General features: G+C 66.1%; 24 protein-coding genes and 4 pseudogenes. 9 read left to right on the plus strand and 19 right to left on the minus strand.

The window, feature by feature from the left end; all coding sequences use genetic code 11:
• Positions 1 to 66 precede the first annotated feature (66 nt).
• From QP164_RS17500 to hisB, 8 genes and pseudogenes are all read right to left on the minus strand, one after another.
• Positions 67 to 1599: an amino acid permease gene (locus QP164_RS17500; protein WP_132737247.1), complete on the minus strand. Its 1533-nt coding sequence runs from the start codon at positions 1597 to 1599 to the stop codon at positions 67 to 69.
• A 110-nt stretch (positions 1600 to 1709) separates the two neighbouring features.
• Complete coding sequence (locus QP164_RS17505; RefSeq protein ID WP_132895996.1) at positions 1710 to 2087, minus strand: HIT domain-containing protein; 378 nt, start codon at positions 2085 to 2087, stop codon at positions 1710 to 1712.
• Positions 2088 to 2199: 112 nt separating this feature from the next.
• Positions 2200 to 2516 (minus strand): annotated as a pseudogene (locus tag QP164_RS17510) (phosphoribosyl-ATP diphosphatase).
• A 32-nt stretch (positions 2517 to 2548) separates the two neighbouring features.
• Entirely contained in the window at positions 2549 to 2740 is a 192-nt protein-coding gene (locus QP164_RS17515; protein WP_132895998.1) for a hypothetical protein, read from the minus strand.
• Positions 2741 to 2744: 4 nt separating this feature from the next.
• A complete protein-coding gene (hisF, locus tag QP164_RS17520) occupies positions 2745 to 3518 on the minus strand; it encodes an imidazole glycerol phosphate synthase subunit HisF (protein ID WP_333923957.1) in 774 nt (257 codons plus the stop codon).
• A gap of 247 nt (positions 3519 to 3765) precedes the next feature.
• Positions 3766 to 4499 (minus strand): annotated as a pseudogene (gene hisA / locus QP164_RS17525) (1-(5-phosphoribosyl)-5-[(5-phosphoribosylamino)methylideneamino]imidazole-4-carboxamide isomerase).
• Positions 4496 to 5101, minus strand: coding sequence for an imidazole glycerol phosphate synthase subunit HisH (gene hisH / locus QP164_RS17530; RefSeq protein ID WP_333923958.1), 606 nt, complete (start codon positions 5099 to 5101; stop codon positions 4496 to 4498). The pseudogene hisA and the gene hisH overlap by 4 nt, the downstream one beginning before the upstream one ends.
• Positions 5102 to 5224: 123 nt before the next feature.
• Positions 5225 to 5812 (minus strand): imidazoleglycerol-phosphate dehydratase HisB, encoded by a 588-nt coding sequence (gene hisB / locus QP164_RS17535; protein WP_333923959.1) that lies wholly within the window; start codon positions 5810 to 5812, stop codon positions 5225 to 5227.
• A gap of 71 nt (positions 5813 to 5883) precedes the next feature.
• Here hisB and QP164_RS17540 point away from each other — a divergent pair, with 71 nt between their 5' ends.
• From QP164_RS17540 to gmk, 5 genes are all read left to right on the plus strand, one after another.
• Positions 5884 to 6369, plus strand: coding sequence for an SspB family protein (locus QP164_RS17540; protein ID WP_056489744.1), 486 nt, complete (start codon positions 5884 to 5886; stop codon positions 6367 to 6369).
• A 190-nt stretch (positions 6370 to 6559) separates the two neighbouring features.
• Positions 6560 to 7948: a class II fumarate hydratase gene (gene fumC, locus QP164_RS17545; protein ID WP_333923960.1), complete on the plus strand. Its 1389-nt coding sequence runs from the start codon at positions 6560 to 6562 to the stop codon at positions 7946 to 7948.
• 94 nt (positions 7949 to 8042) lie between these two features.
• Entirely contained in the window at positions 8043 to 8255 is a 213-nt protein-coding gene (locus tag QP164_RS17550) for a hypothetical protein (RefSeq protein ID WP_056052081.1), read from the plus strand.
• Positions 8252 to 8452, plus strand: coding sequence for a hypothetical protein (locus QP164_RS17555; RefSeq protein WP_056052077.1), 201 nt, complete (start codon positions 8252 to 8254; stop codon positions 8450 to 8452). Before QP164_RS17550 ends, QP164_RS17555 begins: the two co-directional genes overlap by 4 nt.
• 72 nt (positions 8453 to 8524) lie before the next feature.
• Positions 8525 to 9175, plus strand: a complete 651-nt coding sequence (gene gmk, locus QP164_RS17560; protein WP_056489738.1) for a guanylate kinase — start codon at positions 8525 to 8527, stop codon at positions 9173 to 9175.
• A gap of 126 nt (positions 9176 to 9301) precedes the next feature.
• Here gmk and QP164_RS17565 read toward each other — a convergent pair whose 3' ends face one another.
• The 3 genes from QP164_RS17565 to QP164_RS17575 are packed head-to-tail and all read right to left on the minus strand — an operon-like array spanning position 9302 to position 10870.
• Positions 9302 to 9982: an ATP12 family chaperone protein gene (locus QP164_RS17565; RefSeq protein WP_333923961.1), complete on the minus strand. Its 681-nt coding sequence runs from the start codon at positions 9980 to 9982 to the stop codon at positions 9302 to 9304.
• A 13-nt stretch (positions 9983 to 9995) separates the two neighbouring features.
• A complete protein-coding gene (locus QP164_RS17570; RefSeq protein ID WP_333923962.1) occupies positions 9996 to 10214 on the minus strand; it encodes a hypothetical protein in 219 nt (72 codons plus the stop codon).
• The gene (locus tag QP164_RS17575; RefSeq protein WP_333923963.1) at positions 10211 to 10870 is read right to left on the minus strand and encodes an HAD-IA family hydrolase; all 660 of its coding nucleotides are present in this window, start codon (positions 10868 to 10870) and stop codon (positions 10211 to 10213) included. The genes QP164_RS17570 and QP164_RS17575 overlap by 4 nt, the downstream gene beginning before the upstream one ends.
• A 113-nt stretch (positions 10871 to 10983) precedes the next feature.
• Here QP164_RS17575 and QP164_RS17580 point away from each other — a divergent pair, with 113 nt between their 5' ends.
• On the plus strand, positions 10984 to 11481 hold the full coding sequence (locus QP164_RS17580) for a DUF1440 domain-containing protein (RefSeq protein WP_333923964.1): 498 nt from the start codon (positions 10984 to 10986) through the stop codon (positions 11479 to 11481).
• A gap of 359 nt (positions 11482 to 11840) precedes the next feature.
• Here QP164_RS17580 and QP164_RS17585 read toward each other — a convergent pair whose 3' ends face one another.
• The 3 genes and pseudogenes from QP164_RS17585 to QP164_RS17595 form a co-directional block, all read right to left on the minus strand.
• The gene (locus QP164_RS17585; RefSeq protein ID WP_333923965.1) at positions 11841 to 13142 is read right to left on the minus strand and encodes an RluA family pseudouridine synthase; all 1302 of its coding nucleotides are present in this window, start codon (positions 13140 to 13142) and stop codon (positions 11841 to 11843) included.
• A pseudogene (gene crcB, locus QP164_RS17590) lies at positions 13139 to 13512 on the minus strand (fluoride efflux transporter CrcB). The gene QP164_RS17585 and the pseudogene crcB overlap by 4 nt, the downstream one beginning before the upstream one ends.
• A 353-nt stretch (positions 13513 to 13865) precedes the next feature.
• A complete protein-coding gene (locus tag QP164_RS17595) occupies positions 13866 to 14477 on the minus strand; it encodes a hypothetical protein (RefSeq protein WP_333923966.1) in 612 nt (203 codons plus the stop codon).
• A gap of 349 nt (positions 14478 to 14826) precedes the next feature.
• Between QP164_RS17595 and QP164_RS17600 the strand changes: the two genes are divergently transcribed.
• A complete protein-coding gene (locus QP164_RS17600) occupies positions 14827 to 15048 on the plus strand; it encodes a hypothetical protein (protein WP_132737284.1) in 222 nt (73 codons plus the stop codon).
• Between the two features lie 55 nt (positions 15049 to 15103).
• On the opposite strand, the gene QP164_RS17605 is transcribed toward QP164_RS17600, so the two are convergent.
• The 3 genes from QP164_RS17605 to QP164_RS17615 all read right to left on the minus strand — a co-directional run bounded on the left by QP164_RS17605 (position 15104) and on the right by QP164_RS17615 (position 16664).
• Positions 15104 to 15703 (minus strand): glycine zipper 2TM domain-containing protein, encoded by a 600-nt coding sequence (locus tag QP164_RS17605; protein ID WP_332755637.1) that lies wholly within the window; start codon positions 15701 to 15703, stop codon positions 15104 to 15106.
• 123 nt (positions 15704 to 15826) lie between these two features.
• Positions 15827 to 16252, minus strand: coding sequence for an OsmC family protein (locus QP164_RS17610; protein WP_333923967.1), 426 nt, complete (start codon positions 16250 to 16252; stop codon positions 15827 to 15829).
• Between the two features lie 106 nt (positions 16253 to 16358).
• Positions 16359 to 16664: a glycine zipper 2TM domain-containing protein gene (locus QP164_RS17615; RefSeq protein ID WP_132737292.1), complete on the minus strand. Its 306-nt coding sequence runs from the start codon at positions 16662 to 16664 to the stop codon at positions 16359 to 16361.
• A gap of 196 nt (positions 16665 to 16860) precedes the next feature.
• Between QP164_RS17615 and QP164_RS17620 the strand changes: the two genes are divergently transcribed.
• Positions 16861 to 17499 (plus strand): trimeric intracellular cation channel family protein, encoded by a 639-nt coding sequence (locus tag QP164_RS17620; RefSeq protein ID WP_333924297.1) that lies wholly within the window; start codon positions 16861 to 16863, stop codon positions 17497 to 17499.
• 339 nt (positions 17500 to 17838) lie between these two features.
• Here QP164_RS17620 and QP164_RS17625 read toward each other — a convergent pair whose 3' ends face one another.
• Positions 17839 to 18426, minus strand: coding sequence for a GNAT family N-acetyltransferase (locus QP164_RS17625; protein ID WP_132896013.1), 588 nt, complete (start codon positions 18424 to 18426; stop codon positions 17839 to 17841).
• Positions 18426 to 20233 (minus strand): annotated as a pseudogene (gene sppA, locus QP164_RS17630) (signal peptide peptidase SppA). Before sppA ends, QP164_RS17625 begins: the two are co-directional and overlap by 1 nt.
• 614 nt (positions 20234 to 20847) lie before the next feature.
• Here sppA and groES point away from each other — a divergent pair.
• Positions 20848 to 21135 (plus strand): co-chaperone GroES, encoded by a 288-nt coding sequence (gene groES, locus QP164_RS17635; protein WP_056052039.1) that lies wholly within the window; start codon positions 20848 to 20850, stop codon positions 21133 to 21135.
• Positions 21136 to 21139 lie beyond the last annotated feature (4 nt).

Below are 21139 nucleotides of genomic sequence, written 5' to 3' on the forward strand. Positions count from 1 at the left end.
GCGTTGGCTATGGAGCACAAAAAAGGGCCGCGGGAGTTTCCTCCCGCGGCCCTTTTGCGTCCGGTCTCAGTGACCCGGCGTCAGGTCGATGTCGGTCTCGCCACCATCGGCCATTCCGCGACCCAGATAGCTCTTCCGGTAGCCGTACAGGAAGTAGATCACGAGCCCGACCGCGCCCCAGATCGGCAGCACCGCCATCGCCTCGTACGGCAGCGAGAAGTACAGCCCGATGCAGCCGACGATCGTCAGCGGTGCGACGACCCAAGCGGCCGGTGTACGGAACGGACGATGCCGGTTCGGCTCGCGCTTGCGCAGGATCAGCAGCGCGATCGCGACCATCATGAACGCGTACAGCGTGCCGGCATTGGCGATGTCCGCCAGCTGGCCGACCGGCAGGAACGCCGCGGCGAACGCCACGAACACGCCGGTGATCGCGGTGACGATATACGGCGTCTTCCACTTCGGATGCACGCGGCTCAGCACTTCCGGCAACAGGCCGTCACGGCTCATCACGAAGAAGATGCGGGTCTGGCCGAACATCAGGATCAGGATCACCGACGGCAGCGCGAGCCCGGCCGCATAGCCCATCCAGTTGCCGACATTGGCATAGCCGATCTGGCGAAGGACGTGCGCGAGCGCTTCGTTCGAGCATACCAGCGCCTGCGCGTTGGCCGGAATGAGGCATGCGCGTGCCAGTTCTGGCGAGCCGGTCGTGAACGGTACGCCGTCCGCCCCGAACAGCGGCTGGCCACCGATCGTTCCGATCGCGCCCGCCGCGACCAGCATGTAGAACACGGTGCAAATGCCGAGCGACGCGATCAGGCCGATCGGCACATTGCGCTGCGGATCCTTGGTTTCCTCGGCCGCGGTCGAGACCGCGTCGAAGCCGACATAGGCGAAGAAGATCGTCGCCGCCGCACCGACCACGCCGAGGCCGTTGCTGCCGAGGATGCCGGTGGGGAGGAACGGCTCAAAATTGCCGCCATGCGTCTTGGGCAGCGTCAGCGCGACGAACGCGGTCAGCGCGACGACCTTGATCGTCACCAGCACTGCGTTGACGCGTGCGCTCTCGGTGGTGCCGATCATCAGCAGCCAGGTGACGAGCAGCGAGATGACGACCGCGGGCAGGTTGATGAACCCGCCGGGCACGTACGGCCCCGCGGCCAGCCAGAGCGGCAGGTCTATCCCGAACGTTTCTCGCAGGATCGAGCCCGAGAAATAGCCGGACCACCCGACCGACACGGCGCTCGCGGCGACGGCATATTCGAGGATCAGCGCCCAGCCCACGGTCCAGGCGAGCAGTTCGCCCATCACCGAATAGGTATAGGTGTAGGCGGAGCCGGCGACCGGCGCCATCGCCGCGATCTCGGCATAGCAGAGCGCGGCGACGACGCAGACCGCGCCGGCGACGATGAAGCTCAGGATCATGCCCGGCCCCGCCTTCTGCGCGGCGGCGGAGGTCAGCACGAAGATGCCCGTGCCGATCACGCAGCCGATGCCGAGCATGGTAAGCTGGAACGCGCCCAGCGATCGGTGGAGCGATTTCTTCTCCGCCGTCGCCAGGATGGCGTCCAGTGATTTTACGCGACCAAAAATCAATTCGGTACCCCCGGGGATTGCAGGGGCCCGGTCAGAAGGCCCCCTTGCTCAATCCCCAGAGCCTAATGGCAATTTTATTACGTGCAATCCTTTAGTGCGGCAAAGCTGCCCTATCGCGCCAGCATCGGCCCCAGAGGACGCCCGCCGAAGACATGAACGTGCAGATGCGGCACCTCCTGGTGCCCGTCTTGGCCGATGTTCGCGAGCAGGCGATAGCCCGGTTCGACGAGGCCCGCAGCGCGCGCCACGGCCCCGACGGCCCGGATGAACCCGGCGATCTCGGCATCGGGTGCACGCGCGGAAAAGTCGTCCCACGACACGTACGCACCCTTGGGGATCACGAGCAGGTGCGTCGGCGCCTGCGGGTTGATGTCGTGAAAGGCGATCGCGAAGTCGTCTTCGTACACCCGCTTCGACGGAATCTCTCCGCGCAGGATCTTGGCGAAGATGTTCTGGTCGTCATACGGCTGGGTGGCGTCGATCGGCATAAATCCCCCTTCCGCTTGCGGGAGGGGTTAGGGAGGGGCGTGCCGTCCCGATCCCGGCGGAGCGCATAGACCATGCCCTCCCCGACCCCTCCCGCAAGCGGGAGGGGGCAGATTACCCCGCCCGGCCGGCCTTTTCGACTAGGCCACCGACTCCTCGCGCCGTTCCAATTCCGCCCGCACGTCGTCCAAACTCAGCCCCGCATCCGCCAGCAGCACGGCAAGGTGGAACATCAAATCCGCCGCTTCCGGCACGATGCTCGCCTCGTCGCCCGAGCACGCTGCGATCACCGTTTCGACGGCTTCCTCGCCGAGCTTCTGTGCGATCTTGGGCCGGCCTTTCGCAAACAGGCTGGCGGTGTAGCTGGTGTCGGCGGGCGCATCGCGACGGGCGCGGATGGTCGCTTCGAGGCGGTCGAATACGGGGTCCATGGCTCGCGTGCTGACGTAGCCGAGCAGGCGGGTCAATCCCTCTTCGGGTGGGCCTTCGCGGGCGGTTTGGTCTTGGCGAACCGCTTCCGCAGCGCCCGCCGGACCAGCCACACGCCTAGCGCTGCTACCACGAAAAGTGCGATGTCCGAGAGTTCGGGCCCGGTACGCGGGTGGACGATGCCGCTATGCCCCGACTGCACCGCGAGGAGGGGCAGCGCGATCATCGGATCAGGCCGACCTGACCGGTGTCCGCACCGGGATCCCTGCCGCCGCCAGCGCGGCATGCGCGTCACCGATCGACGCCTGCCCGAAATGGAAGATCGACGCGGCCAGCACCGCGCTCGCATGCCCGTCGCGGATGCCCGCCACCAGGTCGTCGAGCCCGCCGACCCCGCCGCTCGCCACCACCGGTACGCTGACGCGGTCCGAGATCGCGCGGATTAGCTCGAGATCGTAGCCGCTGCGCGTGCCGTCGCGGTCCATCGACGTGACCAGCAACTCGCCAGCGCCCAGCTCGGCGAGCTTCAAGGCATGCGCGATCGCATCGATCCCGGTCGCGCGGCGGCCGCCATGCGTGAATACTTCCCAACCTTCGCCGGACCTGCGCGCATCGACGCTCGCGACGCAGCACTGGCTGCCGAAGCGCTCGGCGATGTCGGCGACCAGTTCCGGCCGCTCGACCGCCGCCGAATTGACCGCCACCTTGTCGGCACCTGCCAGCAAAAGCGCGCGCGCATCGTCCGCCGTCCGCACGCCGCCGCCGACCGTCAACGGCATGAAGCACACTGCTGCGGTCCGTCGCACCACGTCGAGGATCGTACCCCGGCCTTCATGGGATGCGCCGATATCGAGGAAACACAGCTCGTCCGCCCCGGCCGCATCATAGGCCCGCGCCTGCTCGACCGGATCGCCGGCGTCGCGCAGTTCGACGAAGTTCACGCCCTTCACCACGCGCCCATCGGCAACGTCGAGGCACGGAATGACGCGCGCGCGGACCGTCATGCGCTGTGCCGCAGGTTTTGTTCACACGGAGACGCGGAGACGCGGAGACGCGGCAAAGCCGCTAAGAATGATTCACGCAAAGGCGCAAAGGCGCGAAGAGTGAAAAGAAGAACAGGCCTTCCCTTCTGCTTACTCTTCGCGCCTTTGCGCCTTTGCGTGAACATATTTTTGCCTGCGGCGCCAAGCGATGCTCCGCGCCTTTGCGCGAAACTACTATCTCCGCGTCTCCGCGTCTCCGCATGAACCATCATGCAGCCTTCGCCACACTCAATGCCGCAGCAAGATCGAGCCGACCGTCGTACAACGCCCGCCCGGTGATGACTCCTCGACCCCGTCGCGCACATGCAGCGCCAGCACGTGGATCTCGGCAATCCCCTTCACCCCGCCGCTGGCGATCACCGGAATGTCCACCGACCGCGCCAAATCGACAGTCGCGTCGACGTTGCACCCCTTCAGCATCCCGTCGCGCCCGACGTCGGTAAACAGCAAAGACGCCACCCCCGCATCCTCGAACCGCCGCGCCAGATCGACCGCGCTGGTGGTCGACACATCCGCCCACCCCTTGGTCGCGACCATGCCGTCCTTCGCGTCGACCGCGACGACGATCCCGCCGGGGAAATCCTTCGCCACGCCGCGCACGAAGTCGGGGTCCTCCAGCGCCGCCGTCCCGATCACCACGCGGGACACGCCCAGATCGAACCAGCCCTCGACGCTGGCCCGCGTCCGGATCCCGCCGCCAAGCTGCACGTGCCCCGGAAACTGCGCGACGATCGACCGCACCGCGTCGCCATTGACCGAAGCCCCCGCAAACGCGCCGTCGAGATCGACCACGTGCAGATGCTCCGCGCCGGCGTCTGCGAACAGCATCGCCTGCGCTGCGGGATCGTCGCCATAGACGGTCGCCCGGTCCATATCGCCCTCGGCGAGACGCACCACCTGACCCGCCTTGAGGTCGATCGCAGGAAAGATAATCAGGCTCACGGCCGCCACTCCAGGAAACGTTCGAGCAATGCCAGGCCATAGCGCTGGCTTTTCTCAGGATGAAACTGCACGCCGATCATCGTGTCGCGACCGATCGCCGCGGTAACCGCACCGGCATGGTCGGTCGTCGCGAGCACGTCGGCGCCTTCGAACGCGAAGCTATGCAGGAAATACGCCTCGCCCGGTTCGATCAGCGGATGCGCGACGGACGGAACGACGTCGTTCCACCCCATATGCGGCACCTTGGCCTCCATCGTACCGGGCTCAAGCCGCCGCACGCGTCCGGAGACCCAGCCGAGTCCCGCATGCGTCCCCATCTCTTCGCCTGCATCGGCCATCAACTGCATGCCGACGCAAATTCCCAGAAACGGCGTACCCTCATCGCGAACCCGCCGGTTGAGCGCCTCGACCATCCCCGGCACCGCGCGCAGAGCCGCCGCGCAAGCGCCGTATGCCCCAACACCCGGCAGCACGATCCGCTCGGCCTTCGCAACCACATCGGCGTCCGACGTCACGACCAGATCGAGACACCCAGCCGTCCGCAGCGCGTTCTCGACCGAATGCAGGTTCCCTGCGCCGTAATCGATGAGCGCGAGCGTCATGCTGTATCCCCGCGACACGGTACAAGAAGTCCGTCACCCCAGCGGAAGCTGGGGTCTCGTCGTAACGGGGATACCCCAGCTTTCGCTGGGGTGACGGACTTTGAGCTGACGGAGTCAACGCGCTCACAGCATCCCCTTGGTCGACGGAATCGCGTCGGCCTTGCGCGGATCGATCTCTATCGCGGTCCGCAGTGCGCGCGCGACACCCTTGAACGCCGCCTCGGCGATGTGGTGGTTGTTCGACCCGTACAGCGTCTCGACGTGCAGCGTGATGCCCGCCGCCTGCGCGAAGCTGTGGAAGAAATGCTCGAACATCTCGGTATCCATGCCGCCAAGCCGCTTCTGCGAGAACAGGTCCTTCCACACCAGCCACGGCCGCCCGGAGATATCCAGCGCCACCCGAGTCAGCGTCTCATCCATCGGCGACAGCGCATCGCCGTACCGCGCGATGCCGCGTTTGTCGCCGAGCGCCTGCGCGAACGCCTGGCCGATCGCGATGCCGGTATCCTCGACGGTGTGGTGCTCGTCGATATGCAAATCGCCCTTCGTCCGCACGCGAATGTCGATCAGTGAGTGACGCGACAATTGTTCGAGCATGTGATCGAAGAAACCGACCCCGGTCTCGACGTCGTACATGCCGGTCCCATCGAGGTTCACGGTGACGTCGATCGCCGTCTCGGCGGTGGAGCGGGTGATCGTGGCGGTGCGCATGCCACCTCCCATAACGTGCGCCACGACGCATGCAATCTTGACCGGCATCCGAATGGCGCTACCCAAGGGATATGACCGATGGACTGCCCGATAGCCTGATTCCGTACGACGAGATCGTACAAGAAGCCCTGCGTGCCGTGGTTGGCCGCGTGCTAGGTTCGGTCGCGGAGGCCGGCGGGCTTCCCGGCGAGCATCATTTCTACATCACCTTCAAGACGCAGGCGCCGGGAGTCGATATCCCCAAGCGCCTGATCGAGCGTTTCCCGGACGAGATGACGATCGTCATGCAGAACCGCTACTGGGACCTCATCGTCGACGACGAGCGCTTCTCGATCGGGCTGAGCTTCAACCAGGTGCCCTCGAAGCTGGTGATCCCGTACTCGGCGATCACCGCGTTCCAGGATCCCGCCGTAAGCTTCGAACTCCGCTTCCAGGCGCAGGAAGGTGCGGAAGACGCACTCGGCGACCACGACGAAGCGGAAAACGACGGCCCGACGGCTGTGCCTATCGAAGACGGCTCGAATGTCGTGGCGGTGGATTTCAAACGGAAAAAGTGACCCTCTAAACTCCCTCGCCCCTTCGGGGAGAGGGAAGGGGCCCGCCGCACTTGCGGTGGGAAGGGAGAGGGGAGTGAGGCTCGGGACGGTTCATCCCAACGGCCCCTCTCCCTTCCGTCGCCTGCGGCTCCTCCCTCCCTCTCCCCGGAGGGGCGAGGGACCCACGCACGCTACGGAAGGTTCTCCCAGCATGACCACCCGCACAGAAACCGACACGATCGGCCCGATCGAAGTCCCCGCCGCCGCCTATTGGGGCGCGCAAACCGAACGCTCGATCGAGAACTTCCCCTTCGCCACCCGCGAACGCATGCCGATCGAGATCGTCCACGCGCTAGCCCTCGTCAAACAAGCCGCCGCCCGCGTAAACCGGTCGCACGGCCTCGACGAAAAAATCGCCGCCGCGATCGACTCCGCCGCGCAGGAAGTCATCGACGGCAAGCTCGACGACCAGTTCCCGCTCGTCATCTGGCAGACCGGCAGCGGCACGCAGTCCAATATGAACGCGAACGAGGTCATCGCCGGCCGCGCCAACGAAGTCCTCACCGGCACCCGCGGCGGCAAGTCACCCGTCCACCCCAACGACCACGTCAACATGAGCCAGTCGTCCAACGACAGCTTCCCGACCGCGCTCCACATCGCCGCCGCGATCGCCACCACCCACCGCCTGATCCCCGCGCTCGACAAGCTCCACGCCGCGCTCGACGCAAAGGCCAACGCCTGGGACGACATCGTCAAGATCGGCAGGACGCACCTCCAGGACGCGACCCCGCTGACGCTCGGGCAGGAATTCTCCGGCTATGCGAACCAGCTCTACCGCTGTCGCCACCGCATCGAGCCTGCGATCAGCCACGGCATGGTCATTCTTGCGCAAGGCGGCACCGCGGTCGGCACCGGACTCAACGCCCCCGCCGGGTTCGGCGACGCGATCGCGCACGAACTGGCCGAGATCACCGGCCTGCCGTTCGTCAGCGCGCGCAACAAGTTCGAGGCGCTCGCGTCGAACGACCCGCTCGTCCACCTCTCGGGCACGCTCAACACGCTGGCGGTCGCACTGACCAAGATCGCCAACGACATCCGTCTCTTGGGCTCCGGCCCCCGCTGCGGCTTCGGCGAGATCGACCTTCCCGCCAACGAGCCCGGCAGCTCGATCATGCCCGGCAAGGTCAACCCAACGCAGTGCGAGATGCTGACGATGGTCGCCGGCCAGGTAATGGGCAACCACGTCGCCGTCACCGTCGGCGGGATGCAGGGCCATCTCGAGCTGAACGTGTTCAAGCCGCTGATCGGCGCCAACGTGCTGCGCTCGATCGACCTGCTCGCGACCGCGATGGAAGGATTCGCGGAACGCTGCGTCGACGGCATCGAACCGAACCGCGGCCGCATCGCCGAACTGCTCGACCGCTCGCTGATGCTGGTCACCGCACTCGCCCCCGAGATCGGCTACGACGCTGCGGCGAAGATCGCCAAATACGCGCACGCCGAAGGGTTGACGCTGAAGGAAGCCGGCCTCGCGCTAGGCCTCGTCGACGCCGAAACCTTCGACCGCGTCGTCAAACCCGAATCGATGCTCGGCCGCTAACCTCCCGTTCTCCTGCGCACGCAGGAGAACGCGGGCGCGCGGGAACCCAATCCTCCGCCAAACGCTAACCCGCCACACGGACAGGAGAAATTACGTGGGCGCAACGACCATAGGCGCGCTGATCGGCGCAGGCATCGACTCGCTCAGTGGCGACGACGGCAACGCGGACGGCGCGATCATCGGTGCGATCACCGCCAACGTACTCAAGATCGTCGTGCCGCTAGCCGTGACCTACGCGATCGGCTGGGCAGTGCTGCGCGGTGCAGCGGAACTCAAGGACCAGGTTTTCGGGGAGTCAGAAGCATGATCGGACGTATTATTAGTGCATTGGTCGGCCGCGAGATGGGCCGTCGCGACGGTTCGGGCGGCGCCTCGGGCGCAGTAAAGGGCGTCGTGGCGATGGGCCTAATGCGCCGCATGGGCCCACTCGGCATGATCCTCGGCGGCGGTTACGCAGCCAAGAAGGCGTATGACCGCAACAAGGCACGCAAGGCCGGCTATTAATCCGCCTTCGTAATACCACGCGCGGGCCGCGCATGGGTTGACGCCCATATGCGGTCCGCGGCAAGGGCGCGCATGCCCCACACACTTCCGTCCGACCCACATGGTTTCCGTCGTCGCGGAGTCCTGTTCGTCCTGTCCTCGCCGTCCGGCGCCGGCAAGTCGACCATCGCGCGCAGATTGCTCGCGGACGAGCACGAACTCGAGATGTCGGTCTCGGTCACGACCCGGTCGGTGCGACCCGGTGAAGTCGATGGGAAAGATTACCATTTTACCGACCTCGAAGGCTTTCGCGACATGGTCGCGAAGGACGAGTTCCTCGAATGGGCACACGTCTTCAACCACCGCTACGGCACCCCCCGCGCACAGGTCGAGGAACTGCTCGCGGCCGGCAAGGATGTGCTGTTCGACATCGATTGGCAGGGCGCGCAACAGCTGTTCCAGATCGCCGGCGGCGACGTCGTTCGCGTCTTCATCTTCCCGCCGTCGATGGAGGAGTTGCACCGCCGCCTCACCAGCCGCGGCACCGATTCGGAAGAGGTGATCGAAGCCCGCATGTCGCGCGCGGCGAACGAGGTCAGCCACTGGGACGGCTATGATTACGTGCTGGTCAACGACGACGTCGACAGCTGTATCCGCGGCGTGAAGACGATCCTGGCCGCGGAGCGCCTCAAGCGCTCGCGCCAGACCGGGCTGATCGGTTTCATCCGCAGGCTGACGCGCTAACCCATCCCAACCGTCATCCCAGCGAAAGCTGGGATCTCCCGTTCCGGGTCGCAGCGCTCGCCAACCGGGATACCCCAGCTTTCGCTGGGGCGACGGATGTGGGGGAGGGTAGGTAGGCTGCTAAAGCTAAAGCAGTCCCAGAAACTCTACTCCCAACCCAAACTCCTTGCGCTTCAACTCGCGCAACTGGGTCGCCTGCCAGTCCTCGCCCCACATTTCGACCGACCAGTCCTCATCGATCCCCGCCGCCGCCCAGGCCGCATCGGCATCGATCTCACCCTCGATCAGCGCCAGCCCGATCACCAGCGACCCGGTCAGCGTCACCACCGGCGACAACCCCGCCAGCCGAAAATCGTCATACGCCGCGACCGCCTCATGCAGCCGCGCGATCGTCGTCGCCGGTTGCGCGACGTGCATCACGCCGGTGGTGACCGCGAACGTCACGTCATACCGCCCCCGCGCCCACGCCAGCAGCGGATCCCACGCCGCCGCCTGCCGCTCGACCAGCAAAGGCGGCCCCTCCGCGCGGTAGCAGAGCAGGTCGCTCTCGCCATACGCCGCCAGCCGCGCGGCGAACTGCGCCGGATCGTTCGCGATCGGATCGGTCGCCGCGTTCGCCAAGCCCGTCAGCGGCATCGTCCGCGGATCGATCGTCTCTCCGACCGCGCGCCATTCCTCCGCGACCGCCTCGGCCAGCGCATCGCTCGGCAACGCCAGCGGTCGCCGCCCGGGCGTCCGCACCGGCTTGCCGTCGAGCGTCACTACCCGATCCGCATCGATCGCGACGTCTTTCCAGAACCGCTTCATGCGCCCATTCCGTTCATTCAGGCGTGCTCCGCCAGCGATGCGCGAGACTACGCGGCACGATCGCGATCATCGCCATCGCCGACAGCACGATCGCCGTCCCGAGGATCTTCGGCGCCCAGTCATGCGCGCGCGCGATCAGGATCAATCCGAGCAGCGCACCTGCCACCCCCGCCATCCGGACGACGACCAGCACGAACCAGCGCCGCTGCGCTACCTTGTCCGCGTCGGTCATCGCGGCGCCACCATGTGCAGCAGGTCGGGTACGGTCGTCGCAACGACGTCGGCACCGGCATCGGATAGCTCGTGCACGGGGTGATACCCCCATGCGACCCCGACCGCGCGTACGTGTGCCGCTCGGGCCATTGCCATGTCGAAGCTCGTATCGCCGATCATCGCGGTCGTCTCCGCGCTAGCGCCTGCCTCGGCGATCGCCGCGAACAGCATCGCCGGGTCGGGCTTCGACGGATGCCGGTCGGCGGTCTGCAACGTCACGAACCTCTCGGTGATCCCGTGCGCGGCTAGAATATGCGCGAGGCCGCGGTCGGATTTGCCCGTCGCCACACCCAGCAGCCAGCCGTCGTTCGCGAGTTTCTCGATCACCTCGGCGATCCCGTCGAACAACGGTTCGTCGGCAAGCTCGTCACTCGCCCGCATCGCATGGAACGCGTTCTTGTAGTCGGTCGCGAGCGACCGGTGCAGCGCATCGTCCGCCTGCGGCAGCAACACCTGCATAGCCTCAACGAGACTGAGCCCGACGATCCGACGTATCGCCGCGCGGGGCGGTGGGACCAGTCCGGCACCCTCGAACGCACGCTCGCAGGCGACACAGATATTCGCCTGGCTGTCGACGAGCGTCCCATCGCAATCGAACACGGCAAGACGGGTCATGAGATTTTCCAACGCATGCCCGCCTCGTAGATGACGCATGGACCGGAGGGAACGCCAAACCGGAACGCGGGCGTCTGCGAATGGTTCGTGTCGGATATCTCTGGAGAATCGACTTGGCCCACGCCTCAACCGACACCGCCCCAAACATCTGGGCCGCCGCCGCTGCGGGTCTGGTCGCGGGGCTTGCCGCCTCGTTCGTAATGGATCGCTTCCAGGCTGGTGTTGCGGCGCTGTCGTCGTCGGAGAGCGACGCGGAACCGGCGACGGAGAAGGCGGCGGACAAGGTGTCGCAGGCGGTGGTTGGCCACGACATCCCCGACGATCGCAAGCCGCTTGCAGGGCAGGTCGTGCATTATGCACTCGGGGCAGGGCTGGGGATCGCCTACGCGGTGGCGGCGGAATATCGCCCTTCGGTAACCGCGGGCTACGGCACCGCGTTCGCTGCGGCGACGACGGCGTTGCTCGACGAGGCGGCGGTGCCGGCGTCGGGGCTTGGTGAGGCTCCGTGGAACACCGCGCCGACGACGCATCTGTATGGCGCGGCGTCGCATATCGTGTTCGGGACGGTAACTGAGGGTGTGCGGCGGTTGCTGCTGGGTTGGCTGAAGTAGGGTGCTAACTGCGCTCTTGTAGTTCCCCCGCGAAGGCGGGGGTCCAGGAGTCAGGATCGTCACGCTGCTTGATTCCTGGGCCCCCGCCTTCGCGGGGGAACGGAATGTGCGGAGAAGTTGCCGCTAACCAACCATCCCACCCCGGCGAAGGCCGGGGCCCAGTTGGAAAGGTGGCAATAACGGAGTGCCGCCCTTTCGTTAGCAACGTCCCCCAACTGGGCCCCGGCCTTCGCCGGGGTGGGGCAACTGTAAGATCAGCGCCAGCGTACCTACTTCACCCTCTCCCCTCGGGGGAGAAGGAAGGGGCCCGCGGCCGCTTGGCCGTGGGAAGGGTGAGGGCACGCGTCAGGCGATGAGTGTTACCGAGTCCCAGGTCCGCTCCGAGGCCCAGGCTTCCGAGCTCCACCCGGACGCCCGCGCCCAGCCGGCTTGGCGCCCTCGACCTGCGGCCCGCTCCGCGGTGCTCCGAACTTCGAGCCAGCTCCAGTCCGAGGCCCGCCCGTCTTGGGCGCACCCGGCTTGGCGCCCGGCTTCTTCTCCTCGACAACCCCGCGCCCACGCCGCTCACCTTTACGATCTTTCCGCACCGACTTCGCATGCGCCTTAGCCCGCGACTTCATCTGCTCGCGCGTCGGCGCGGTCTTCTCGTCGAGCACCAGGTCGTCGCCCAGCTTCTCCTCGAAACCCAATTGCTTAAGGCTCTCGGCGAAATGCGTCGGCAGTTCCGCGGTTACGTCGATCGACCCACCATCCGGATGATCCACCTTGATGCGGCGAGCATGCAGATGCATTTTCCGCGAGATCCCGCCCGTCAGGAACGCAGCAGCCCCGCCGTACTTGCCATCACCAACGATAGGATGCCCGATCGCCGCCATGTGCACGCGCAACTGATGCGTCCGCCCGGTAAACGGCTGCAACTCGACCCACGCCGCACGGTTGCCCGCGCGCTCGATCACGCGGTACCGCGTCCGCGCCGGTGCGCCTTCCGCCTCATCGACGTGCATCTTCTCGCCGCCGGTGCCGGGTTGCTTGGCGATCGGCAGCTCGATCATGCCGTCCTCGATCGACGGCACGTCGACCACCAGCGCCCAATAGACTTTCCGCGCCGTCCGCCCCGAAAACGCCTTCGCAAAGAACGCCGCAGCCCGCGACGTCCGCGCCACCAGCAGCGCGCCGGACGTATCCTTGTCGAGCCGGTGGACCAGCTTCGGCCGCCCCTCGTTATCGTACTGCAATCCGTCGAGCAGCCCGTCGACATGCTGCGTCGTCTTGGTGCCGCCCTGCGTCGCCAGCCCCGGCGGCTTGTTCAGCACGAATGCCTGGAAATCCTTGTGGATGACCATGGACTGCGCGAGTTCGGTTTCTTCGTCCGACAGGATCACGCGTTCGCGGACTCGCCTGGGCTTGTCGACGTCGGCGGCGGCCTTGTCGGCTTCGGGTGGCGGCACGCGGAGCATCTGGCCCGCGGCGATCCGGTCGCCGGGAGTCGCGCGCGCGCCATCGACGCGGAGCTGCCCGGTGCGCGCCCACATCGCCACCGTCGTGAAGCTCGTGTCGGGCAGATGCCGCTTGAACCACCGGTCGAGCCGAATGCCGTCATCGTCGAATCCGACGTTGAACTCGCGGAAACCCGTATCGCTATCGCTTTTGCCCGCAGTCATGCGACGGCCCTTACTGCGGAGAGACCCGCGAACAACGCGGCGACCGAACCGATCACCGACACCAAAACATACCCGAACGCGACGCCGATCGCGCCGCGTTCGATCATCGTGACGACGTCCAGCGAGAACGCCGAAAACGTCGTGAATCCCCCAACACGCCGATGCCGAGCAACAGCCGCCACGTTTCCGAAGCGGTACTGCGGGCAAGCACGCCAACCAGCAGCCCCATCAGCAACCCGCCGATCAAATTCACGGCAAGCGTACCAAAGGGATAGTCAGGGCCGAGCAACGACAGCATCGCGCGGCCAGTCAGATAGCGCGCGCCGGATCCGACCGCACCACCGACCATGACATAGAGAAGGGGAAGCATTCTCGCGCCCTAGCGTGAATCGGGTAAAACGGAAAGGTGCGCCGCAGGGGAGGCCTGTGGCGCTCCATTGCGTTGGTTTTAGATCACCGCGCGAGCCCTGTCTCAGATTGTTTCCCCGCGAAGGCGGGGACCCAGACTTGGCTCCCGCCTTCGCGGGAGAACAAGGAGGGGAAGGGGACGTCACCCCAAAAGCACCACCCCGGCGAAGGCCGGGGCCTAGTTGGCAAGGTCGCAGTAACGAAGGACCGCGCTCAGTTAGCGACGTTCCCCAACTGAGCCCCGGCCTCCGCCGGGGTGGTGCAGTTCAATGCACTTCAGAGCGACGGCGGAGGGAGCAAACTCACCGGCCAGCCTCACCGCCCAGCGTTGGACACCATATCGACATCGCTCCCGCCCCCAGCCCGCGCCGTCACATACACCACATACGCGTCGTTCCCGCGAACCCCGCCCAGCACGTGCTGCTTGCCGTCGGTGCTATGCCCGGCCGAATACCCTGCCGTCCGCGCCTTCGTGAAATAATAATCGAGCATCTTCTGCATCGGCGCCGCGCTCGCGAAACTTACCACGCGAAGCCGACAGCCGTCCCGATCCGCCCCCGCGGCCTCGGTCAACCGCGCGCCAGGATATAACGGCAGGTCCGCCGGCAACCGGTTCGCCCACCCGGCCGAATAGCCGATCTGGCGCGCACACGCCCCTGCATCCGGCGTCTTCTGCCGTTCCGCCAGCGCGCCCAGCGTGAGCGCGCCGTTCGCGGTCTTGCACTCGGGGCAGTCGTTCGATGGAGCCGGCGCGCGCTGTAAGGTCTTGGCATCGACCGGATCGGCGTTGAGCGGGCCCTCGGGCGGTACCGCGCCGCTATCCGGGCGGGGCGGCGGGCGCACCGCGTCGGTGTTCGACGACTGCGCCAGCCGCGGATCGACCATGATCTGGCTCCCAAGCGACTCGGCAACGGCGGGATCGCGCACCGCGCCGTTGGTCAGTTCGGCATCGAGGCTGTTGAGATCCTGCTGGTCGGTCGACGACCGGTTGCAGGCGGCCAGCGCCAGCGGGAGGAGAAGTGCGGAGCGCAGGGAAAAGTCATCACCCGCATCCTATGCGCGAAAGACGGTGAAGAAAGCGTTTTCCACACACGCTCGGTCCTCCCCCGCCAGGGCGAGGTGGCTGGCGTTTGCCAGACGGAGGGGGAGGAAAGGGCAACGTATGTTCCGTGTCCTCCCCTCCGTCACCTACGGTGACACCTCCCCCTGGCGGGGGAGGATCGTACGGATCCGCCCAAGTCTTGCCCGAACCCCCGCGACTCGCCATGTTCACCTCATGCTGAACATCGTCTCGATCCTCATCGGCCTCGTCACCCTGGTGCTCGGCCTCGTCGCGTTCATTCCGCTGCTCGGCTGGATGAACTGGCTGGTCATCCCGATCGGGATCGTCGGCGCCGCCGTCGGCGCGCTGTCGTCGAGCACCGGCGGGCGCAACCTCAACATCGTCCTGATCATCATCTTCGCGCTGCGCCTGAGTCTGGGCGGCGGTATCATCTGACGCAGATAGGGCCCGGTGTTTCCACCGGGCCCTATCGTCTCACGCCAACCGCGTCTTATCGGCAGCGCACGTTGCCGCGATCGATCGACGACCCGAGTACCGCGCCACCGCCCGCACCGATCAGCGTACCGAGCAGCCGCGAACCACCGCCCGCGATCACGTTGCCGAGCGCACCACCGGCAAGCCCGCCGACGATCAGCCCGGTCGTCCCGTCGTTGCGACGGCAGTAATAGCGCCCGTTGCCGCCGCGATAGATGCGGTCGTTACGACCCAGGCGGCGCTCCTGATAATAGCGGCCATCGCGGTAATAGCGGTCGGCGAGATAGCCACGCTGGCCGGGTTCGTAGCGGTTGTAGTCATAGCCGCGATACTGCTGCCAGTTGCGCCCGTCATTGCGACGATCCTGGCGGATGTCGCGAATGTCGCCACGGCGGTCCTGGCGTGCGTCGCGCACCTCGTCGCGGTAATCGCGGCGCGCATCGCGGACGTCGCCACGCGAGTCGGCGTTGCGGAGATCGCGGCGATAGTCGCGCCGTGCGTCGCGCACCTGGTCGTTATATTCCTGGTTGGCGCCGCGAACGGTCGATTGCGCGCCGGCGGGAATCGCGCCGAACGCGGTGGCGGCGAGGGCCGCCGAGAGAATGGCGATACGCATGTTTGGTCTCCTGACTGGATACGCAAACAACGGCCGGCCGAAGCGCGAGTTGCGTGAACCGCAAACTACGGCGCATTCAGCCGGCCGACAGACTTAGGTCATTGATATCAGGCGAGATCGATATCAGGCGAGAGTGTGCTCGAGCGTGATCTCGGCGTTGAGGACCTTCGATACCGGGCAGTTCGCCTTGGCGTCCGCGGCGATCGCCTCGAACTCTTCCTTCGAGATGCCGTCGACCTTGGCGTTCAGCGTCAGCGCCGACTTGGTGATCTTGAACCCGTCGCCGTCCTTGTCGAGCGTCACCTTGGCGGACGTCTCGAGCGTGCCGGCCTCATAGCCCTTGCCGGCGAGCGCAAAGCTCAGCGCCATCGTGAAGCACGACGCATGTGCGGCCGCGATCAGCTCCTCGGGGTTGGTGCCGGGCTCGTTCTCGAACCGCGTGTTGAAGCCGTAGGGATTGTTCGACAACACGCCCGACTGTGTCGAGACATGACCCTTGCCGTCCTTGCCGAGGCCTTCATACTTCGCCGAACCGCTGCGTGTGGTCATCGTTTTGATCCTTCACCTGGACAAGAAAAAGGCGCCGCGGTTTCCCACGACGCCCTTCCCCAACGCGCAACTACCGAAATAGCGGCATTGATTTAGCCGATGAGTGTCAGCGGCAACGACGGTTGTTGTTGCTCGTGCCCTTGTCGATCGCCCGACCGGCGAGGCCACCGAGGACGGCGCCGCCCAGCGTGCCGACCGTGCGGTCGCCGCGGGTGTCGACCGTGCGGCCGAGCAAGGCGCCACCGACGCCGCCGATGATCGTGCCGGTCGTGCCGTTGCTCTTCTTGCAGTAGACGCGGCCGTCACGACCACGCCATTCGCGACGATCGCGCGCGTCTGCCGCCGAGACGGGGACGAGCATGGTCGGCAGGACCATTGCGCTGAGGCCCATGGCCAGAACGAACTTACGCATGATGTAACTCCCTAGTGAATTGATCTGCTGGTGTAACGAAGTGACTATAGCGCCAGTTGCATGAACCAAAAACAACACCGCGTTCATGCTGCCGTTCATCTTCGGGACCGGCATCGGGGCGTTGCTATCAACGGCCGAAGGGCATCATTCCGCGGTCCCGCTTTACGCTGGATGGCAGGCCGGTTACGCCGCCGCGATGTTGCCCGTGCCCTTGCCCGTCGAGATCCTGCCCGTCGCGGCACCCTGGTTCGACCTTGCGGGCCTCACGGTGTTCGCCGCGTCGGGTGCGCTGGCGGCGGCGAAGCGTGGCCAGACGTTCGTGACGCTCGTCTTCTTCGGACTGATCACCGGCGTCGGCGGCGGTACCGTGCGCGACCTGCTGATCGGCGCGCCGGTATTCTGGGTGCATGATGCGCGCGCTGCCAGCGTGTGCCTTGGGGTGGCGCTGCTGATCTGGGTGACGCCCGAGCGGTGGTGGAAGGACGAGGCGCTCGGCTGGTTCGACGCGGTCGGGCTGGCGGCGTATGCGGTGTACGGCGCGGCGAAGGCTTTGGGGTACGGAGTGCCACCGGTGCCGGCGGCGCTGATGGGGGTGATGACCGCGTGCGTCGGCGGTATCATCCGCGATGTGTTGGCGGGGGAGCCGTCGATCCTGATGCGGCCGGAGTTGTACGTGACCGCGGCGGCGCTGGCGGCAGCGAGTTATGTCGGGCTGGTGCTGCTGGGCATGCCGCTCGGGTTGTCGGCGGTCATTGCGGCGAGCGCCGGCTTTACACTCAGAGCTGCCGCGATCCGCTTTCATCTAGCGCTTCCGGCATACGGCGGCCGGCGCTGACCTTAACCCCGTGGTCGCTTATAGTCTTTTCGTGCAATCCGCGCCCATTCGGCACGTGTATGGCATTCCGTCACCTTGGTTGAATTGCGCACCAAACATTCTCGCGGTTCATGAAGAGACGATGTCATCCGCGTGGAGAGGCCCACGTTTCGCGTAGAAAGTACCGAATGTGTAGTTCCACTCGGCGTTCTGGCAGTCGTCTGATATGTCTGCGCAAAAGCACTTGAGGATATCATCAGTGCGGGTATCACGATCGACTTAATCATCACATTCATCCCAGTCGTCTGATCATTCAACGCTACGTTGAGCTCGAAGTTCATCCGCTGTACAATCGTCCGATTACCCCCGTACAACCCCGACCTCCGCAAACCTACGCGGCTCCACCGGCGGCACTGCAGGCTCGTTCAGCTCGCACTGCCAATGCCCGACATCGATCCATTGCCCGTTCTTGTACCCGACCTCGCGGTACACCCCCGCGCGTCGAAACCCGACCGCCTCGTGCAGCTTGATCGACGAATCATTCGGCAACGCGATCGCCCCGATCGCCTGCGTAAACCCCTGAGCCCGCAGCGTATCGATCAGCGCCTCGTACAACAGCCGCCCAGCCCCCTGGCGCTGCGCCGCATCCGCGACATACACCGTGGTCTCACACGCGAACCGGTACGCCTCACGCTTGTGGAAGGCCGAGGCATAGGCGTACGCCAGCACCCCTCCCTCGGAGCCGATCGTGGCGACCAGCCACGGATACAGCCCGTCCGACGCGGCCATCCGCGCGCGCATCTGCCGCGCATCGGGCGCCTCGGTCTCGAACGACACTGTCCCGACCAGCACGTGCGGCGCGTAAATCGCCGCGATCGACGCCGCGTCCTCGGGGACCGCCGCCCGAATGACGATCCCGCCCCCATTGCCCGAAGCGGGGATCGCCATCAGAACCCGATCCGCGCCAGCAGCAGGTCGAGCAACTTGGCATCGCCAATCCCCACGGTCGTCGGCCCCATCCCGCCACACTCCAGGCAGCGCGCCTGGATCGAGCCCGAGGTCGCCAGCCGCTTCATGTCACCGACCGCCCGCGCAAGCATCTGGCGCCGGTCCGCTGCGACATGCGCGAACGCATCGCCGCCACCGGCATCATCGTCGCCATCAGTGCCGAAATCCTGCGCGATCGTCGCGAGGAAGCCCGGCTTCTTCTCCAGATACTCGGCATGCACCTTCGCCGGATCGAGCTTGGCGCGCTTGGCGGCCTCGTCGATCGCGTCCTGCAACGTGCCGAACCGGTCGACCAGCCCGATCTGGCGCGCGGTGCCGCCATCCCAGACACGGCCCTGGCCGATCTCGTCCACCCGCGCCGGCGTCATCTTCCGCGATGCCGCCACGCGCGAGACGAACTGGCGATACCCGTTCTCGATCCCTGCCTGCGCGATCGCATCGAACATCGGCGTGGTGCCGCCGGTGATGTCGGGCTGGCCCGACAATGGCGTGGTCTTCACGCCGTCGCTGGTCACGCCGATCTTGGCGAGCGCGTTCTCGAACGTCGGGATCACGCCGAAGATACCGATCGAGCCGGTGATCGTGCCGGGCTCGGCAAAGATCACGTCGGCCGGCGTCGACACCCAGTAACCGCCGCTCGCGGCCAGCCCGCCCATCGACACGACCACGGGCAGCTTCTGCCGCTTGGCCTCGAGGATCGCGAGCCGGATCTGCTCCGACGCCAGCACAGAGCCGCCCGGCGAATCGACGCGCACGACCAGCGCCTTCAGCGTCTTCTTCGCGAGCCCGTCGAGCACCGCCTTCTCGATCGTCTTGCCTGCCGCCTTGCCGGGGCCGCTCTCGCCGTCGACGATCTCGCCGGCGATCGTCAGCACGCCGATCGAGTCGCCCGCCGTGGGGAGGGGTTGGCCTTTACCCACGCGTCGTATTTGATCGCGGTGTAATTGCCCGCCGGCTTGGCGGCATCGCTGCCCGCTATCTCCGCCACGCGCCGCCCGAAGCTGGTCCGATCGCCGAGCTTGTCGACGATGCCCGCGCGCAAATTCGCCTCGGCGATATTGCCGTTCGAGGCGAGGATGACCTTGTCCGGCGCGGTCATGAACTGCGCGATCTGTGCCTTGGGTCGTGCTTTCGCGACGGCCTCACGCCACTGCGCGAACAGCGTGCCGTACAGCGCGGTGCTCGCGGCGCGCGCGTCGTCGCTCTGGTCCGCCCGCGTGTAAGGCTCGACGAACGACTTGTAGCGACCGACGCGGTAGACGTGCGCGTTGACCCCGAGCTTGTCGATCAGGCCCTTGTAATAGAGCTGGTTGCCGCCCGGCCCCATGAAGATCGTGCCACCCAGCGGGTTGACCCAGATCTCGCTAGCATTCGCTGCGAGGCGATAGCCGCCATCGGTGTACGCGGTCGCGTAAGCCAGCACCGGCTTGCCGCTCGCGCGCACCCGCGCCAGCGCGTCGCCGACCTCGCCGAGTGCCGCGGGATACGCGCCGGCGAAGCTGTCGAGATCGAGCACGACGACCTTCACGCGCGCATCGGTGCGTGCGGTGTCGATCGAGCGAACCACGTCGCGCAGGCGAAACTGCCGCGTCCGGCTCTGCCCCGAAAGTGCGGCGAACGCGGCCTGTTCCTCGGGCTGCTCGACGATCGAGCCGTTGAGGTCGAGCACCAGCGCGCCGTCCTTGATCGCCGTCGTGCTCTGCCGTGCATTGAGCGCCGCGAAGATCAGCCCGAAGAACAACAGCATCGCGATCAGGACGAGCGCATCCTTGATCGCCACGAGGAACTTCCACACGCCCCGCACGAGCCGCCATTTCTTCCGCGGCGGGCGGGCAGGGTCGTTATAGGAGGGGGCGTAGGACGGCACAGCGGTATCGGTCATGGGAGGAGAGCTAGAGCAACGGGGCGCACAGGTAAATGCCCTGTATTACGCGTCCAACACAGGAAGCGTTCTAGCCCTCACATCGGCCCCGACCACCACACAGTTCCCTTCCCGCTTGCGGGAGGGGTTAGGGAGGGGCGTCCCACGAGCACCCGCCCAAGAAACCCCTCCCCCGACCCCTCCCGCAAGCGGAAGGGGAGCAGAAGTCAGCATCCAACCGCCCAAGTGTTCTCCTGCGAATGCAGGAGCCCAGGATACCAAGCGCCGCCCTCCGTCACCCTGGGCTCCTGCGTGCGCAGGAGAACGGCACTGCTGTCGTTCGACGACCTCAGCCACGATGCCCGAATACCACGCCCGCCCGAAAAATTTCACCCCCGGAACCTTTGACATGCCGCACCCCGAGGCACATATGCCGTCCGTTGGCACTCGATAACCTCGAGTGCCAGAAATCTGTCACAATCCAAAAGGACATGGACCCCATGAACTTTCGTCCGTTGCATGATCGCGTGCTGGTGAAGCGCCTCGAAGCCGAAGAGAAGACGGCTGGCGGCATCATCATCCCCGACACCGCCAAGGAAAAGCCGCAGGAAGGCGAAGTCGTCGCCATCGGCACCGGCACTCGCGCCGAGAACGGCACGATCACCCCGCTCGACGTCAAGACCGGCGACAAGATCCTGTTCGGCAAATGGTCGGGCACCGAGGTCAAGGTCGACGGCGAAGACCTTCTGATCATGAAGGAATCCGACATCCTGGGGATCGTCGGCTAACCAC

The sequence above is a fragment of the Sphingomonas sp. LR59 genome, assembly GCF_036855945.1.
GTDB lineage: Bacteria > Pseudomonadota > Alphaproteobacteria > Sphingomonadales > Sphingomonadaceae > Sphingomonas.